Raw genomic sequence first — 17,240 nt, 5'->3', positions numbered from 1 at the left:
TTGCACCAGAAGTAGCTAGTCTAACCCTCGGGAGGACGGTTACCACGGTGTGATTCATGACTGGGGTGAAGTCGTAACAAGGTAGCCGTAGGGGAACCTGCGGCTGGATCACCTCCTTAATCGACGACATCAGCTGCTCCATAAGTTCCCACACGAATTGCTTGATTCATTGAAGAAGACGATAGAAGCAGCTTTAAGCTCCAAGCTGATAGCTCCAAGCTAACAGTTGCGCGCTCGAAATTGGGTCTGTAGCTCAGTTGGTTAGAGCGCACCCCTGATAAGGGTGAGGTCGGCAGTTCGAATCTGCCCAGACCCACCAATTTTGTTATGGGGCCATAGCTCAGCTGGGAGAGCGCCTGCCTTGCACGCAGGAGGTCAGCGGTTCGATCCCGCTTGGCTCCACCATATAACTGCTTCTGAAAGCTTAGAAATGAGTATTCCATTGAGAATATTGATTTCTAGTCTTTTGATTAGATCGTTCTTTAAAAATTTGGGTATGTGATAGAAAGATAGACTGAACGTTACTTTCACTGGTAACGGATCAGGCTAAGGTAAAATTTGTGAGTTCTCTTAGTTGAGAAATTCGAATTTTCGGCGAATGTCGTCTTCACAGTATAACCAGATTGCTTGGGGTTATATGGTCAAGTGAAGAAGCGCATACGGTGGATGCCTTGGCAGTCAGAGGCGATGAAAGACGTGGTAGCCTGCGAAAAGCTTCGGGGAGTCGGCAAACAGACTTTGATCCGGAGATGTCTGAATGGGGGAACCCAGCCATCATAAGATGGTTATCTTGTACTGAATACATAGGTGCAAGAGGCGAACCAGGGGAACTGAAACATCTAAGTACCCTGAGGAAAAGAAATCAACCGAGATTCCCTTAGTAGTGGCGAGCGAACGGGGACTAGCCCTTAAGTGGCTTTGAGATTAGCGGAACGCTCTGGAAAGTGCGGCCATAGTGGGTGATAGCCCTGTACGCGAAAATCTCTTGGTCATGAAATCGAGTAGGACGGAGCACGAGAAACTTTGTCTGAATATGGGGGGACCATCCTCCAAGGCTAAATACTACTGACTGACCGATAGTGAACTAGTACCGTGAGGGAAAGGCGAAAAGAACCCCGGAGAGGGGAGTGAAATAGATCCTGAAACCGTATGCGTACAAGCAGTGGGAGCAGACTTTGTTCTGTGACTGCGTACCTTTTGTATAATGGGTCAGCGACTTATTTTCAGTGGCGAGCTTAACCGAATAGGGGAGGCGTAGCGAAAGCGAGTCTTAATAGGGCGTCTAGTCGCTGGGAATAGACCCGAAACCGGGCGATCTATCCATGGGCAGGTTGAAGGTTGGGTAACACTAACTGGAGGACCGAACCGACTACCGTTGAAAAGTTAGCGGATGACCTGTGGATCGGAGTGAAAGGCTAATCAAGCTCGGAGATAGCTGGTTCTCCTCGAAAGCTATTTAGGTAGCGCCTCATGTATCACTGTAGGGGGTAGAGCACTGTTTCGGCTAGGGGGTCATCCCGACTTACCAAACCGATGCAAACTCCGAATACCTACAAGTGCCGAGCATGGGAGACACACGGCGGGTGCTAACGTCCGTCGTGAAAAGGGAAACAACCCAGACCGTCAGCTAAGGTCCCAAAGTTATGGTTAAGTGGGAAACGATGTGGGAAGGCTTAGACAGCTAGGAGGTTGGCTTAGAAGCAGCCACCCTTTAAAGAAAGCGTAATAGCTCACTAGTCGAGTCGGCCTGCGCGGAAGATGTAACGGGGCTCAAACCATACACCGAAGCTACGGGTATCATCTTCGGATGATGCGGTAGAGGAGCGTTCTGTAAGCCTGTGAAGGTGAGTTGAGAAGCTTGCTGGAGGTATCAGAAGTGCGAATGCTGACATGAGTAACGACAATGGGTGTGAAAAACACCCACGCCGAAAGACCAAGGTTTCCTGCGCAACGTTAATCGACGCAGGGTTAGTCGGTCCCTAAGGCGAGGCTGAAAAGCGTAGTCGATGGAAAACAGGTTAATATTCCTGTACTTCTGGTTATTGCGATGGAGGGACGGAGAAGGCTAGGCCAGCTTGGCGTTGGTTGTCCAAGTTTAAGGTGGTAGGCTGAGATCTTAGGTAAATCCGGGATCTTAAGGCCGAGAGCTGATGACGAGTGTTCTTTTAGAACACGAAGTGGTTGATGCCATGCTTCCAAGAAAAGCTTCTAAGCTTCAGGTAACCAGGAACCGTACCCCAAACCGACACAGGTGGTTGGGTAGAGAATACCAAGGCGCTTGAGAGAACTCGGGTGAAGGAACTAGGCAAAATGGCACCGTAACTTCGGGAGAAGGTGCGCCGGTGAGGGTGAAGGACTTGCTCCGTAAGCTCATGCCGGTCGAAGATACCAGGCCGCTGCGACTGTTTATTAAAAACACAGCACTCTGCAAACACGAAAGTGGACGTATAGGGTGTGACGCCTGCCCGGTGCCGGAAGGTTAATTGATGGGGTTAGCTAACGCGAAGCTCTTGATCGAAGCCCCGGTAAACGGCGGCCGTAACTATAACGGTCCTAAGGTAGCGAAATTCCTTGTCGGGTAAGTTCCGACCTGCACGAATGGCGTAACGATGGCGGCGCTGTCTCCACCCGAGACTCAGTGAAATTGAAATCGCTGTGAAGATGCAGTGTATCCGCGGCTAGACGGAAAGACCCCGTGAACCTTTACTATAGCTTTGCACTGGACTTTGAATTTGCTTGTGTAGGATAGGTGGGAGGCTTTGAAGCGTGGACGCCAGTTCGCGTGGAGCCATCCTTGAAATACCACCCTGGCAACTTTGAGGTTCTAACTCAGGTCCGTTATCCGGATCGAGGACAGTGTATGGTGGGTAGTTTGACTGGGGCGGTCTCCTCCTAAAGAGTAACGGAGGAGTACGAAGGTGCGCTCAGACCGGTCGGAAATCGGTCGTAGAGTATAAAGGCAAAAGCGCGCTTGACTGCGAGACAGACACGTCGAGCAGGTACGAAAGTAGGTCTTAGTGATCCGGTGGTTCTGTATGGAAGGGCCATCGCTCAACGGATAAAAGGTACTCCGGGGATAACAGGCTGATACCGCCCAAGAGTTCATATCGACGGCGGTGTTTGGCACCTCGATGTCGGCTCATCACATCCTGGGGCTGAAGCCGGTCCCAAGGGTATGGCTGTTCGCCATTTAAAGTGGTACGCGAGCTGGGTTTAGAACGTCGTGAGACAGTTCGGTCCCTATCTGCCGTGGACGTTTGAGATTTGAGAGGGGCTGCTCCTAGTACGAGAGGACCGGAGTGGACGAACCTCTGGTGTTCCGGTTGTCACGCCAGTGGCATTGCCGGGTAGCTATGTTCGGGAAAGATAACCGCTGAAAGCATCTAAGCGGGAAACTTGCCTCAAGATGAGATCTCACTGGAACCTTGAGTTCCCTGAAGGGCCGTCGAAGACTACGACGTTGATAGGTTGGGTGTGTAAGCGCTGTGAGGCGTTGAGCTAACCAATACTAATTGCCCGTGAGGCTTGACCATATAACACCCAAGCAATTTGCATGCTTCAAGCTGAAAAGCGAGAGAGCACCAGATTGCGGTGTGTGAAGACGAAACGAACCGAAAGTTCGAAAGACTCACAAAGCACCAGCTGTCACATACCCAATTTGCTGAAGCGAGGCCATCTGGCCACGACTCGGTACCCGAATTTCTTGACGACCATAGAGCGTTGGAACCACCTGATCCCATCCCGAACTCAGCAGTGAAACGATGCATCGCCGATGGTAGTGTGGGGTTTCCCCATGTGAGAGTAGGTCATCGTCAAGATTAAATTCCGAAACCCCAATTGCGAAAGCAGTTGGGGTTTTGTTTTGCCTGTAGAAAAGTTTTTACTCGCGACAGCGAACAAATTTGCACAGTTATTTTCGAATCAGAACACTAGAATAGCCCCACCTTATTCGGAGCCAGAGCCTTTATGTCAGAGTCGGTTGACGCCCCCGGGCTGTCAGATTTACCGCTGGAAGACTTGGTGGCCTGTCACGAGTGCGATCTGCTGATGCGCAAGCCCACGCTTGCCCATGGCGAGAAAGCGCTCTGCCCACGCTGCGGTTACGAGTTGTATGCCCACCGCCATAACGTGGTGCAGCGCAGCCTTGCCTTGGTGATTGCAGCATTGCTGCTGTACATCCCGGCAAACTTTTTACCCATCATGCAACTCAATATCCTCGGACAGTCTTCGCAGGATACGGTCTGGAGTGGCGTGCTCGGCTTGTTCAATACGGATATGCAGGGCGTTTCCATCGTCGTATTCCTGTGCAGCATGGCCATTCCGCTGTTGAAGTTGCTGTGCCAGTTGTTCGTCTTGCTAACGATCCGCTTCGATATCGGTCGCAGTTACGGTTTGCTGCTTTACCGTATTTATCACCACCTCAAAGACTGGGGAATGCTCGAGGTCTACCTCATGGGCGTATTGGTAGCGATCGTCAAATTGGCGGACATGGCTGCTATCACCGTTGGCCTTGGCCTAGTGTGTTTCATCGGTTTGTTGTTGGTCCAAGTGTGGCTGGAAGTGGTGATGTCACCGCATCAGATCTGGCAGGCGTTATCAGGGGAAGATGCTCATGCGGGCGATTGATGCGGGCATTCTGGTCTGTACCGAATGTCATGAGTTGAACAGACAGGAAGCGGACGCCGACGAGCAAACCTGCACCCGCTGTGGTGCATGGGTCCATGCTCGCAGGCCGAACAGCCTCACCCGCACCTGGGCACTGCTGATCACGGCAGCGATTATCTATATTCCGGCTAATGTCTTGCCGATCATGACTGTCAGTTCTTTGGGGCAGGGGGATCCGAGCACCATCATGTCCGGCGTGATCCAGTTGGTGCAGCACGGCATGATTCCGATTGCTGCGGTGGTGTTTATCGCCAGTATTCTGGTGCCGACCTTCAAACTGGTCGGTATCGCGTTGCTACTGTTTTCAGTGCAACGACGTCAGCCGTTATCCGCTCGTCAGCGTATCTGGATGTACCGTTTCATCGAGTTCATTGGCCGCTGGTCGATGCTCGATATTTTCGTGATCGCCATTCTGGTGGCGGTCGTCAACTTCGGCCGGCTTGCCAGTGTCGAAGCCAATCTTGGCGCCATCGCCTTCGCCAGTGTGGTGATTCTGACGATGCTCGCCGCAGTAACTTTCGATCCCCGACTGATTTGGGATAACACGGAGTCGGACGACGACCATGACTGATTTGCCCGTAGCGAAAACCCGACCGGCTTCGAACTGGTCTGCCATTTGGGTACTGCCTCTGATCGCGCTGATCATCGGCGGCTGGCTCGGCTGGCGTGCATACTCCGAAACCGGGATCGAAATTCAGATCCGCTTCGAGAGTGGCGAAGGTATTCAGGCCAACAAGACCGAAGTCATGTACAAGGGCATGTCGGTCGGTAAGGTCAAGACGCTCAAGCTCGACGATGAGGGCAACTCCAAAGGCGTCATCGCCACCGTCGAGATGAATAAAGACGTTGAGCAATACCTCAAGACCAGCACGCGCTTCTGGCTGGTCAAACCGAGCGTGACGCTAGCCGGTATCACCGGCCTGGAAACCCTGGTTTCGGGTAACTACGTGGCCATCAGCCCCGGCGAAGGCGAGCCGACGCGCAAGTTCAAGGCGCTGGCCGAAGAGCCGCCGCTGTCTGATGCCAAGCCCGGTCTGCACCTGACCATCAAGGCGGATCGTCTCGGTTCTCTGGATCGTGGCAGCCCGGTGTTCTACAAACAGATCAAGGTTGGCCAGATCAAAAGCTACGTGCTTTCGGAAGATCAAAGCACCGTTGAGCTGAAAGTCTTCATTGAGCCGACCTACGCCAAACTGGTGCGCAAACACACGCGTTTCTGGAATGCCAGCGGCATCAGCATCGACGCCAACCTGTCCGGCGTGAAAGTGCGCAGCGAATCGCTGGCCAGCATCGTCGCCGGAGGTATCGCTTTCGCTACACCAGAGAATCGCAAAGACAGCCCGCCGACTGATCCGAGCCTGCCGTTCCGTCTGTATGAGGACTTCGACGCTGCCGCTGCCGGGATCCGCGTAAAGGTCAAACTCAGCGACTTCGAAGGACTGCAGGCCGGCCGCACACCGGTGATGTACAAAGGCATTCAAGTCGGCAACATGAAGGCGCTGAAGGTTGATCCTGACCTGAACAGTGCCACAGCCGAGCTCACTCTCGATCCATTGGCTGAGGACTATCTGGTCGATGGCACGCAGTTCTGGGTAGTTAAACCATCGATTTCTCTGGCTGGGATCACCGGTCTGGAAGCCTTGGTGAAAGGTAACTACATCGCCGTACGCCCGGGCGATAAAGGTGCGGCACCGAAACGCGAATTCGAGGCCCGGCCAAAGGCGCCGCCGCTGGATCTGCGCTCACCGGGCTTGCACCTGGTGCTGTTCACCGATGTCCTCGGCTCGATCGATGTCGGCAGTCCAATTCTGTACAAACAGGTCAAGGTCGGTTCGGTGCAGAGCTATCAGTTCTCCAAGACCAAGAAGCAATTGGTCATTGGCGTGCACATCGATAAGGAATACGAAAACCTGGTCAACGCCTCGACGCGCTTTTGGAATGTCAGTGGCATCACGTTGACCGGCGGACTGACCGGTGGCATTCAGGTCAAGAGTGAGTCGCTGCAGACCCTGATGGCCGGTGGTATCGCCTTCGAGACACCGCAAGCGAAGGCGCCGCTGCAGAAACGTATTCCGCGTTTCCGTCTGTTCGCCAACCATGATGAGGCAAATCAGAAAGGCGCGGTGGTTACGATCAAAGTCGATCGCGCTGATGGTCTGCGTAGTGGCACCCCGGTGCGCTTCAAGGGGCTGGATGTCGGCAAGATCGAAAGTGTCGACCTGACCGATGACTTGCAATCGGTCATCCTCACGGCTCGCATCACTGAAGTGTCGGACAAGATCGCGCGGGTTGGCAGCCAATTCTGGGTGGTAAAACCGGAGTTGGGCCTGATCAAGACCGAGAATCTGGAAACCCTGGTGACCGGGAAGTACATCGAAGTGCAACCGGCGGCGAAGAACCTCGGCCCGCAGAAGAACTTTGTGGCGCTAGCGAATGCGCCGGAGGTGACCAAACAAGAAGCCGGGCTGAGTCTGGTATTGAGCGCGGCCCGTCGTGGTTCGCTGAAGCCGGGCGTGCCGGTGACTTACCGTGAAATTACTGTGGGTAAAGTCACCGGTTATGAACTGGGGCAGACCGCTGATCGGGTGTTGGTACATATTCTGATCGAGCCTAAATATGCGCCGTTGGTGCGCAGCGGTAGCCGGTTCTGGAATACCAGCGGCGTCGGGTTTGATATCGGTTTGTTCAACGGGCTGACGGTGCGCACCGAGTCGCTGGAGACGGCGATTCAGGGCGGGATTGCTTTCGCCACGCCGGATGGTGAGCGCATGGGCAACCCGGCGCGGCCTGAGCAGACGTTCCCGTTGTTCGACAAGTTTGAGGATGAGTGGCTGACGTGGGCGCCGAAGATTTCGCTCGGTAAATAACCTGAAGTTGATGTGGCGTCTACAAAGACGCCTTCGCGAGCAAGTCGAATCGTCGCACCGTCGCTCCCACATTTGGAATGCGTTTCAATGTGGGAGCGAGCTTGCTCGCGAAGAGGCCTCAAAGCCCAGCACAAATCCCCAGCCATAAAAAAGGGCCGCGATCCAAACAGATCGCGGCCCTTTTTATTGCCTTCAGTTAACGCCGATCAAACCGCATCCAGCTCCGGCTCATCCGCTTCAACATTCAGCGTGGCCTTGACCACATCATGGCGACGGATGTACTTCCAGTCCGCCTCATCGATGTAGATCCCCGCCGGGCCGCTACCGCCTTCCAGGTCGATCGCGACACTGGCGCAGACCTGCGGCTTCACACTCGCCAGAATCGGCACGAAGCCCAGTTGCAGACTGGTTTCCAACAACGCGGCCTGGTTCTTCTCGTCGATGTCCGCCGCCTCGTCGAGGTAGTACGGCAGACGCACGCGACCGGCCTGGTCGCGATCCATCAAGTGCAGCAACAAGTACATGTTGGTCAGCGCCTTGATGGTCATGGTCGTACCGTTGGACGCCGCACCATCGATGTCGGTGTGAATCACCGGCTGGCCATTGACCTTGGTGATCTCGAACGCCAGTTCGAACAAGTCCTTGAGGCCGAGCTGGTTGTGGTTGGCCGCCACCAGCCGTGCCAGGTATTCCTTGGCCTCTTCGTTCTTGTTGTCCTGCTCGGCGCTCTGGCTCAGATCGAACACCGACAGGGTTTCGCCTTCTTCGTACTGACCGGCGCTGTGGATGATCTGGTCGATGTGCTTGAGGGCTTCCTTGTTCGGCGCGAGGACGATGCGGAAGCTCTGCAGGTTGGAGACCTGACGCTTGTTGATCTCGCGGTTGAACAGCGCCAGTTGATGCTCGAGGCTGTCGTAGTCGCTACGGATATTGCGCAGGGTCCGGGCGATGTCGGTGACTGCCGCACGACGGGCCTTGCCCAGCGTCAGCGCTTCATCGGTACGGTGCGCGTACGCGTTGATCAGCAACGACAGGCGGCGCTCCATGTCGTCTTCGCTGTCGAACTTGGCCACGCCTTTGAGGCGCACTTGCGCATACAGCGCTTCGATCTGGCCGTCAGCGCGGAGCAAGCCTTGCCAGCTGTCCTGATAGTCGTTGAGCAGCGGCAGCAGGTTGTCCATCGAATCGTCGACCGGATCCATGAACGGCGTACCGAACGGCAGATCCGCCGGCAGCAACTGACGACGACGCAGTGCATCGTCGAGGGTGCGTTGCTTGGCTTCCATGTCGGCGATCTGGCGGCCGACCAGTTGCAGCTTGGCCGACAGTTGCTGGACGCGCTCGGTGAAGGCATCGCTGGAACGCTTGAGTTCGTCCTGTGCACCTTCCATCTGCGCCAGTTGTTCGAGCTTGTCGCCTTCTTCTGCGCTCAGGGTCTGGGTGCGGCGGAAATCTTCCAAGGCTTTCTGTGCATCCAGTACTTGCTGGTACAACGCTTCGGTCTGGGTCTTGCTCGCAGCGCGGTCGGCGGCTACGGCTTGCTGGGTTTTCAGTTGCTTGAGTTCTTTTTCCAGACGCTCCTTCTGATCGCGCAAGGCTGCGCGGTCAGCCAAGGCTTGCAGCGCCGGTGGCTCGATGTGCGAGATGTCGATGGACAGGCCCGGCACTTCGAAGCGCTCGCCTTTGAAGCCATCAAGAATCAGCTCAACGGATTTGACCCACTCGCCATCGTCGTCGAGGGTAATGCCGTGTTCGCCCAGCGGCAGGCTGAACAGTGCGCTGTTGAACAGGCGCATCAGACGCTCTACGTCCTGTTGCGAGAATTCCTCGCGCAGACGGGCGTAGCTGTTGTTGTCGGCATGATCGAGTTGTTGCTTCACCGACTTCAGGCGTTTTTCCAGATCGCGCACGCGCTCTTCCAGATCTTCGGCGCTGAACTGACGGGATTGCGCCAAGGCGCCGGCCAATTCGTCGTGAGCGTCTTTGGCCGCGAGCAATTGTTGCTCGAGCACTTTGACGTCATCGACCAGCGCGAAGCGATTCTTCAGTACCGACAATTCGCCGAGCCAGCGCTGGATGCCGGAAATTTCCCGCTCCAGGCGCATCAGTTCCTGAGTGCCGCCGCGCTGATCGTTTTGCAGACTGTCCTGCTCGCCACGGTAGTGATCGGCCTGGATGGTCAGCTCTTCTTTGCGCGCACTGGCGTAGTCCGACCAGGTGCCGAGCAACGAGTCGAGCAGCGGCGACAGGCGATGCAGTTTGCCGCGCAGTATGTCGCGCTGTTTCACGCCGTTGGCCAAGGCCTCAACCAGCGGGCCGGCCGCGACCAGCGAGTTGTAGTCCTGTTCCATGCGCCGCACATCGCGGAAGGCTTCTTCACACGCGGCGATGTAATCGACGCTACCGGAACGCAGGCTGTGTTCGAAGGCATCGAGGAACAACTGCTTGAGCTTGGCCGCGGTGATTTCGCGCATGTGCAGCAGGTTGATAAACAACGCGCGGAAAGTCTTCAGGCTCTGTTCGCTGGTGGAGCGCAGCGGGATCAACGTCAGGTCGAGCGGGATCGACGTGTGACCGCCAACCAGCAAGCGACGCAGTTCGTCCGGCTTGAGTTCGTAGGCTTTCAGGCCTTCTTTCTCAAGGTTGCTGAACAGTTCTTTCTGACGCAGGCAGGTGTCGTTCTTCTGGTAATGCGCCAGATCGAGCTTGCCGGCGTAAGCAAAGAACTGGTGACCGAAACCACCGCCCGGGCCGCGCCCGACCACGCCGATCACGTGCGGGCCATGGGGCAGATTCACTTCGACGAGGATGTAACTGGTGTCGGACGCGAAGTAGAAGCGCCGCGATTGTTCGAGGCTGTACTTGCCGAAACTCATGTCCGACATGCGCGCCAGAATCGGGAACTGCAAGGCGTTGATCGACGCCGATTTACCGAGGTTGTTCGCGCCGTAAACCGACAACGGTTCTTCCAGCGGGAACAGGCCGAGGCTGTAACCGGCGGTGTTCAAAAGGGCAAAGCGGCGGATGCCGTAGCGTTCCTGGCTCATGCGTCGGACTCCTGTTCTTCGGCAATGGCGCGGGCCAGTGCGTCTTCTTCGCTCTCTTCTTCAAACTCTGAAAGATCGAGCGGGTCGTCGGTTTCGAGGAATTTGGCTTCTGCCGCTTCGTCGATCAGCACCGGGGCTGGCAGCGGCAATACGCTGTGCACGCTGGCCGCCAGATCGCGGTCCTGCTGCACCGACAGGCACACGTCGAGGAAACGGTGCATCGGCGGCAGGAAGCGATAAACGCCGTTTTCTTCGCTGGCAAAACCGAGTTGAGTCATGCGGCGCATGATCTTCTCTTCGAGTTCTTCAACGGTCTGCACTTCGGCCTGAATAAACAGGTCGCGGTATTTCTCCAGTAGCGATGGCAACTCTTCGCGGCCGAGGCTGCCGCCATCGAGCACGGCAATCGGGTCACGGCCCTGATCGGCCAGGTGTTCGACGAGGATGAAGGTGAACAGCGCCAGACGTTGCGCGGTCTTGTTCACCGCTGCGGCGGCCATGTCCGGCACGAAGTAGTAGAAACCACGGGTGTCGCAGACCAGTTCAAAGCCCAGCGCCTTGAACAGCGTGCGGTATTGATCCTGGAAGTTCGACAGTTGCGCGTACAGCTCCGGGTCGCGGCGGCTGACGTGGTAACCCTTGAACAGCTCGCGGAAGATCGGCGCGAGTTGCGACAGTTCGGAAAGATCAAGATGCATTGGGGATGCTCGCAGAATTCTCGGCGGCGTTATCGCTGGCCGAGAGCAGGGCGAAGGAGCGCAGGCTGACCTGATGCTCGTGAGTGTGGTATTCGCGGCGTTCCAGACGCTCGCGTTTGAAGCGTTTTTCCCGCGACAGGCGCGAGAACCAGTAGAGCAATTCGTCGGTGGCGCCGTCCGGTTCCTGCTCCAGCAGCCAGGTCATCAGATCCGGCATCGGCAGGGCTTCTTCGCAGCGGTCGACCATCTCGCGCACAGTGCGTGGCGCGCGTGGCGCTTCGCCTTTCTGCGTTTTGTGCGCCTTGGGGAAGCGCGCCGGTTTCGGCTCGAATCGCGCCAAGGCATACACGTAGGCTTCGACCTGACTGGCGCTGCCGAGAAAGGTGCTTTGCGGGCGGGTGAACAGCGGCATCGCCGCTTGCGGCACGGCGTCGATGCCTTTGCGCCGAATCGCTGCCAAGGCCAACGCGGCGCCACGGGTCACGGCGTTGTGCCGACGCGCTTCTTCACGCAGCGGCAGCAGCAGTTCGCGGGCATGACGCAAGGTCAGTTGCGCGCTGGTCTGCATTTCGAGGATGCGTGCGTGGGTGCGCAGCAGCATGTCGTCATCGACCAGATGGCCGAGGCGCTGCTGTTCGCTGAGCATTTTCAGCAGCACGGTTTCGACCTTGCGCACACCTTGTTCGAAGGCGCCGTCGGCGTTCACCAGATCGATCATCGGCTCGACGTATTCGTCCCACGTCGCCAGTACTTCAGCGTACCGCTGACGCAATGGAATCTGCCGATCGCTGGTCTTCGCGCGCTCGGCGACGGCGACCAGGGCCTGTTCGTCATTGTCGAGCTTCTTCAGCACGTCGCGTACACGCATGTCGAGCAGGCGCAGCTGGCGGGCGAGGTCGTGGCCATCGCGGACTTCGAACGCGTCCTGGATGTAACCGGCCAGACGTTCGAGGTGACGCAGATAGGCTTCGATTTCCAGGCACAGGCCCAAGCGGTGTTCACGGCGCAAGTAAGCGAGGAAATCGTGAATCTGCGCATTCAACTCGAAACGGTTCGGGCTTTTCGCCACGGGAATCAGGATATCGAGGCGAATCCACACGTCGAGCAGGCTGGTGATGTCCTGCGGTGTGCTGTCGAGTTGTTGGGCGGCCAGTTGCGCGCGCAGTTCGTTGAGGCTCAAAGTGCCTTGGTCGAAGTGCTCACACAGTGGCTCAAGCAGTGCCCAGTGTTCAGCGAGGGCGCGCAAGACGCGCTTGGGTTCGATCATCGGAATGCCCGGCTGGTTGGCAATGAAAAGCGGCGATTGTACTGCATCACGAAGGATGCGATTCACTCTCGGGACGGGCTGTCGCATTCTTTGTATAAAGAGCGTGGGTAAAGCGCCTCGTGAAAGAGTATCGATCTACAACGGGCGATCTTGAACGAAGGGCGGTAGAATCAGCGCACTTCAGTTATCCACAAGTGGCCGACCCTTGCTAATCGAGTCCCGCCGCCGCGCCTATTTGAACGCCATGCAGGTGGTCAACTGGCTGCCGCGCACCGAATTGCCTTTTGCCGCGCCTTCACGGCCCGAGCTGCTGGACATGCCCGAGCCCGAGGTAGAGGCGCCGGTGATGCTTGCGCCTGCGGTCGAAACGCCCGCGCAGCCTGCCGTTCGTCCGGCCGAACGGCCGAAGATCGAAGTGCCGCGTCCTTCGTTGGCCAGCACCCGGACCAACGCCAAACCGGTGGAAGAGGCCGACGACACGCCGGTTGTCGCCAAACCGGCGCCAGTGCCACCGCCACGTTTCGCCCTGCAATTACTTCGCGCCGGGCGCTGCCTGCTGCTGGTCGAGTTACCCACAGGCGAACCGTTCCAGAGCCGTGATCCGGCTTATTTGTTGCTCAAAGACATGCTGCGCGCCGCCGGTCTGCCGGATGCGCCGCAGATCGTCGGCGAGCCGGTGCGCTGGCCGTGGCTCAATCGCGGCACCATGGATCAGGGCCCGGACGCGGCGCGCGACTTCGTTCAAGGTTTCCTTTCGGTGCAAATGGAAGCCGCCCCGTGCGCCTGCCTGTGGCTGATCGGCCTGCCGGCGGTGCGTTTTGCCGGTGAAGCGGATGCCGAAGCATTCAATCGTGAATTGCAGATCGAAGGTCTTGGCTCGGCCTGGGCCATTCCCGGTCTGGAATTGTTAATGGAAGAGCCACAGCGCAAGGCCGCTGTGTGGCAAGCCATGCGTCGGCTGATGGCGCGCTGGAAAGAATCGAATGAGTGACGCTGTATCGTTTCGCCCGATGACCGAGGCGGATCTGGAAACCGTGCTGAAAATCGAGTACGCCGCGTACAGTCATCCGTGGACTCGCGGGATCTTTCTTGATGGGCTGGGCAAGTATCAGATCTGGCTGATGTTCGAGGGTGAGCAGCAGGTTGGCCACGGGGTGGTGCAGATCATTCTGGATGAGGCGCATCTGCTCAACATTACCGTCAAACCTGAGAATCAGGGGCGTGGGCTGGGCTTGACGTTGCTCGAGCACCTGATGTCGCGGGCGTATGCGGCTTCTGCGCGAGAATGTTTTCTGGAAGTGCGTGACAGCAATACGGGCGCGTTCAAGTTGTATGAACGTTATGGCTTCAATGAGATTGGCCGGCGCCGGGATTATTATCCGGCGGTGGGAGGGCGTGAAGACGCCGTGGTGATGGCCTGCACCCTGGTTGACTGATCGCCTTTAAAAGCTTCGCGAGCAGGCTCGCTCCCACAGTGGATTGGATTCGCACACAAATTCTGTGATCAAACCAAAAACCTGTGGGAGCGAGCTTGCTCGCGAAGGCGTCCTCTAAGGCACTGATGATCAGCGGTTACCATCCAGCGGATCGCGCCGCGCCAGTTCCTCCTCATCCAACCCATTGCCACCGCCAATGTCATCCTCATCGACAATGCTCAAATCCCAATCCGCCTGATTGCCTTCACCAGCTTCATCGGCATCCCGCGCGCCGTTTTCGTGAATCAGCGTTTCCGGGCTCATGTCATCGTCAGTTGGCTCATGATCGGCAACCGAAGCGCCAGTCATCCCCGCCTCACGCACGCGCTCATTGGGCATCAACTGCTCGCGTTCACGTTCGGGAATCTCATCACCGATTTTCGCGCTCGGTTCGTCTTCATCGAAATCCAGCTCATGCACCGAACCCATGCGGTCTTCGTTATCATCGATGGGCTCCGGTTGCACGGCATCGTAAGGGCGTCGTGAATCAGTCATGGCAATTCCTCATACTGTGGGCCTTACTAAGGTGGACTCACCGGGCACACGAGAATTCCAATGAAATCACTTGCGCTGGCGGCGTGACCCCGACGGGCGGTCGTCTGTCATACCAGCGCATCTTTCTTGAGGCCTTACAGCATGCACGACTTACAAGACCTGATTGATAACAACGAGCGTTGGGCTGACGCGATCACCAAGGAAGACCCGGATTTCTTCGCCAAGCTGGCGCGCCAGCAAACACCGGAATATCTGTGGATCGGCTGTTCGGATGCGCGCGTGCCGGCCAACGAAATCGTCGGCATGCTGCCGGGCGATCTATTCGTACACCGCAACGTCGCCAACGTCGTGCTGCACACCGACCTCAACTGCCTGTCGGTGATCCAGTACGCGGTCGACGTGCTCAAGGTCAAACACATCCTCGTCACTGGCCACTACGGCTGTGGCGGCGTACGCGCCTCGATGCAGGACCGCCAGTTCGGCCTGATCGATGGCTGGCTGCGTTCGATCCGCGATCTGTATTACGAAAAACGCGAAGAACTGGCCAAGTTGCCAACCGAAGAGGAGCAGGTTGATCGCATGTGCGAACTCAACGTGATCCAGCAAGTGGCCAACGTCGCCCACACGAGCATCATCCAGAACGCCTGGCATCGCGGGCAGAGCCTGTCGATCCACGGTTGCATCTACGGCATCAAGGACGGCCGCTGGAAAAGTCTGAACACCACCATCAGTGGCTTCGAACAACTGCCGCCGCAGTATCGTCTGCGTCCGGTCGGCGCGTTGTAATCCCCTTTCAGCGCACTTTTCAGCGCAATCCGGAACGCCGCCAGGACTGTAGAAAGTGCTGGCCTTCGAGGCTGGGTGGTTCGTCGTAACCGGTGATCCAGCCTCGGCAACGTACAGATCCGCAACCGCAGATGAACTGGTGCAGCAGTTTGTCTTCGGTGGCGGCGTAGTCCATGGTCAGCCGTTCCCCCCTGTGGATATCTTTCAGCGCCCACAGCCATAACTCGCTCATGTCGAGAAATACGTTGGGGTCGCAGGCGTGTTCGATCAAACCGCAAAAGCGCGGATCGTAGATATGGATGCCCGTCAGCAATTGTCGGGTCTGGCGGCAGCGATAAGGCAGCAATTGTCCGGAGACCCGGCACATCCGATGGGTGTGTATGAACTCGCGCCGCGCCGCAACCGCCATCGGGGCGCCGTACTCGTCATGGATGATTTGGAAATCGGCACTGGCGGGAAACCCCAGGCGCACGGGCAGGCCGGCAAAGGGATAGATGCCTTCAGTATCGCGTGATGCAGATTGCGCCATGGCATGGATATTCATAACGGTCCTTGTCGCAAGGCTTTTGCGACTTGCTTGGGTTGACGTCCTGTCAGTACAACAACGCTGCTTGGATCCAATCGTGTCCTATTAGGTATAGTTGGTCTACTGTCAGATCTGACAGGCGATTTAGACGCTTTCCCGCGTCAGCATTGGCTGACACGGGAATGTCTCAAGCAATTACAGGTGTGGCGCGGGAATGGCGGTGGCCGGCAGCGGCGCCTGCAGTTGCTTCAGTTGGGCCTTGATCGGGGTGGTCGCGCATTTGGCGACGGCTTGTTCCGGGGGCAGGTTGCGGATCGAGGTATAGAACAGCTCGCAAGTTTTGACTTTCTGCGTGACCTGCCATGTCTGCGTGCAACCGGTGAGGGTGGTCTGAGGATTGCTGCTCGGTTTGCTGCCCATCCCGGCCTGCCAGCAGGCGGCACTCAAATCCTGGCCCATGACTTTCAGGCCTGCGGCATCAGCCTTGGCCTGGGCATCGTCGCCGGTGTAGCTCTTCGGATCAGCGGCGTACCAGATGTAACTCGGGTGGTTCGAACCCAGCACCGGTACGTTCACGCCTTCGCTCGGGCTGATGGTCGCCAGCCCCAAGACATTCACGGTTGGCCCGTATTGCTGCTTGATCCAGTTACGCACCGGTGCGCCAAATGCAACCATCGGCAACGTCGTGCCGCTGGCGGTCTGGCTGAACTGTTTGACCAGTGTGGTCTGATAATCCTTGAAGTAGTCATACACGCCTTCCAGATCACTGCCGGCATTGGAGGGCGCGGCGATCGGGGCGATATCGATGATGGTCTGGAACGCTGGCGTCTGAGCGGCGGGAATGCCGTTATCGGTCAGCAGCGTGGCCCAGCGATCGGTGGTGTTCGAACGCAGATAATCTTGTGCCTGGGTTAGCGAGTAATCCGGCGGGAAGTGCAGCAACTCGACACTTTTACGGTTTTCCAGGGCCATGCCCAGTGGCAGGAACAAATACCAGCTATAGGCCCATTTGCCGTCGGCGTTGAGCTTGCTGGCACCGATGTAGGCCAGGTCCCCCGCATCCAGTAGCGCCGACAGCGGTTTGTCATAGTCCTTCGGTACGCCGGTGATTTCAGCGTAAAGCTGGCCGTTATCGGTTTTCACCAGCACCTTGGCATCGGCATAACCATCGCGTTGCACGCTCTGCGACAGGTAATGGGCGACGGTCTGTTCCAGCGTCCAGTTGCGGAAACAGATCACGTTGCAGTTGTTGGGGTAAGCGAAGAGGCGGGTGACGCGCTCCGTGCTGCCCAGTTTCAGATCGACATCGGCGTGGGCGGCCGCGCTCAGTGTGAGCGCGGCGAGCGTGAGTCCTGCGAGTTTGAACATGCTCAGATCCTTTTCAGCGTGAGTTCCCGGGGTGTCGGGGGCGGCT

The 17,240-nt window shown here is 57.2% G+C and carries 12 protein-coding genes, 2 tRNA genes and 3 rRNA genes (1 of these 17 only partly in view); 11 read left to right on the top strand and 6 right to left on the bottom strand.

Annotation, left to right across the window (positions count from 1 at the left end; genetic code table 11):
• The 8 genes from ACRRSD_RS10680 to ACRRSD_RS10645 form a co-directional block, all read left to right on the top strand.
• Nucleotides 1–119: ribosomal RNA gene (locus ACRRSD_RS10680) — 16S ribosomal RNA — on the top strand (it extends 1,418 nt beyond the left edge of the window).
• A 123-nt stretch (nucleotides 120–242) separates the two neighbouring features.
• Nucleotides 243–319, top strand: a tRNA-Ile gene (locus tag ACRRSD_RS10675).
• A gap of 10 nt (nucleotides 320–329) precedes the next feature.
• Nucleotides 330–405: transfer RNA gene (locus ACRRSD_RS10670), tRNA-Ala, on the top strand.
• Nucleotides 406–639: 234 nt separating this feature from the next.
• Nucleotides 640–3,533: ribosomal RNA gene (locus ACRRSD_RS10665) — 23S ribosomal RNA — on the top strand.
• A 169-nt stretch (nucleotides 3,534–3,702) separates the two neighbouring features.
• Nucleotides 3,703–3,818 (top strand): 5S ribosomal RNA (gene rrf / locus ACRRSD_RS10660).
• Together the 16S, 23S and 5S rRNA genes with 2 tRNA genes alongside form the textbook arrangement of a ribosomal RNA operon.
• Before the next feature lie 148 nt (nucleotides 3,819–3,966).
• Entirely contained in the window at nucleotides 3,967–4,626 is a 660-nt protein-coding gene (locus tag ACRRSD_RS10655; RefSeq protein ID WP_093441556.1) for a paraquat-inducible protein A, read from the top strand.
• The gene (locus ACRRSD_RS10650; protein WP_435038032.1) at nucleotides 4,613–5,236 is read left to right on the top strand and encodes a paraquat-inducible protein A; all 624 of its coding nucleotides are present in this window, start codon (nucleotides 4,613–4,615) and stop codon (nucleotides 5,234–5,236) included. The genes ACRRSD_RS10655 and ACRRSD_RS10650 overlap by 14 nt, the downstream gene beginning before the upstream one ends.
• The gene (locus ACRRSD_RS10645) at nucleotides 5,229–7,532 is read left to right on the top strand and encodes an MlaD family protein (RefSeq protein WP_435038031.1); all 2,304 of its coding nucleotides are present in this window, start codon (nucleotides 5,229–5,231) and stop codon (nucleotides 7,530–7,532) included. Before ACRRSD_RS10650 ends, ACRRSD_RS10645 begins: the two co-directional genes overlap by 8 nt.
• A gap of 206 nt (nucleotides 7,533–7,738) precedes the next feature.
• Here the strand turns inward: ACRRSD_RS10645 and mksF are convergent, their stop codons facing one another.
• The 3 genes from mksF to mksB are packed head-to-tail and all read right to left on the bottom strand — an operon-like array spanning nucleotide 7,739 to nucleotide 12,544.
• The gene (gene mksF / locus ACRRSD_RS10640) at nucleotides 7,739–10,579 is read right to left on the bottom strand and encodes an Mks condensin complex protein MksF (RefSeq protein WP_095050586.1); all 2,841 of its coding nucleotides are present in this window, start codon (nucleotides 10,577–10,579) and stop codon (nucleotides 7,739–7,741) included.
• Nucleotides 10,576–11,277, bottom strand: coding sequence for an Mks condensin complex protein MksE (mksE, locus tag ACRRSD_RS10635; protein WP_007912968.1), 702 nt, complete (start codon nucleotides 11,275–11,277; stop codon nucleotides 10,576–10,578). Before mksE ends, mksF begins: the two co-directional genes overlap by 4 nt.
• Nucleotides 11,267–12,544 carry an Mks condensin complex protein MksB gene (gene mksB / locus ACRRSD_RS10630; RefSeq protein WP_435038030.1) on the bottom strand — a complete coding sequence of 426 codons (1,278 nt, stop codon included), beginning with the start codon at nucleotides 12,542–12,544 and terminating at the stop codon, nucleotides 11,267–11,269. The genes mksE and mksB overlap by 11 nt, the downstream gene beginning before the upstream one ends.
• A 244-nt stretch (nucleotides 12,545–12,788) precedes the next feature.
• Here mksB and ACRRSD_RS10625 point away from each other — a divergent pair, with 244 nt between their 5' ends.
• Together ACRRSD_RS10625 and rimI are read left to right on the top strand one after the other, a co-directional pair.
• A complete protein-coding gene (locus ACRRSD_RS10625; protein ID WP_038360866.1) occupies nucleotides 12,789–13,535 on the top strand; it encodes a hypothetical protein in 747 nt (248 codons plus the stop codon).
• Nucleotides 13,528–13,980, top strand: a complete 453-nt coding sequence (gene rimI, locus ACRRSD_RS10620; protein WP_007912963.1) for a ribosomal protein S18-alanine N-acetyltransferase — start codon at nucleotides 13,528–13,530, stop codon at nucleotides 13,978–13,980. The genes ACRRSD_RS10625 and rimI overlap by 8 nt, the downstream gene beginning before the upstream one ends.
• A gap of 129 nt (nucleotides 13,981–14,109) precedes the next feature.
• Here rimI and ACRRSD_RS10615 read toward each other — a convergent pair whose 3' ends face one another.
• On the bottom strand, nucleotides 14,110–14,514 hold the full coding sequence (locus ACRRSD_RS10615) for a serine kinase/phosphatase (protein WP_435038029.1): 405 nt from the start codon (nucleotides 14,512–14,514) through the stop codon (nucleotides 14,110–14,112).
• A gap of 141 nt (nucleotides 14,515–14,655) precedes the next feature.
• On the opposite strand from ACRRSD_RS10615, the gene can reads away from it, so the two are divergent.
• Nucleotides 14,656–15,300 (top strand): carbonate dehydratase, encoded by a 645-nt coding sequence (gene can, locus ACRRSD_RS10610; RefSeq protein WP_007912954.1) that lies wholly within the window; start codon nucleotides 14,656–14,658, stop codon nucleotides 15,298–15,300.
• 19 nt (nucleotides 15,301–15,319) lie between these two features.
• Here the strand turns inward: can and ACRRSD_RS10605 are convergent, their stop codons facing one another.
• Nucleotides 15,320–15,844: an SET domain-containing protein-lysine N-methyltransferase gene (locus tag ACRRSD_RS10605; protein WP_435038028.1), complete on the bottom strand. Its 525-nt coding sequence runs from the start codon at nucleotides 15,842–15,844 to the stop codon at nucleotides 15,320–15,322.
• A gap of 177 nt (nucleotides 15,845–16,021) precedes the next feature.
• The gene (locus tag ACRRSD_RS10600; protein ID WP_435038027.1) at nucleotides 16,022–17,194 is read right to left on the bottom strand and encodes a hypothetical protein; all 1,173 of its coding nucleotides are present in this window, start codon (nucleotides 17,192–17,194) and stop codon (nucleotides 16,022–16,024) included.
• Between the last annotated feature and the right edge of the window lie 46 nt (nucleotides 17,195–17,240).

Origin of the sequence: Pseudomonas neuropathica, assembly GCF_051174785.1 — a bacterium.
Taxonomy (GTDB): Bacteria; Pseudomonadota; Gammaproteobacteria; order Pseudomonadales; family Pseudomonadaceae; genus Aquipseudomonas; species Aquipseudomonas neuropathica_A.
Note: the sequence above shows the minus strand (reverse complement) of the source record. Positions and strands in the feature narration are given on the sequence as shown.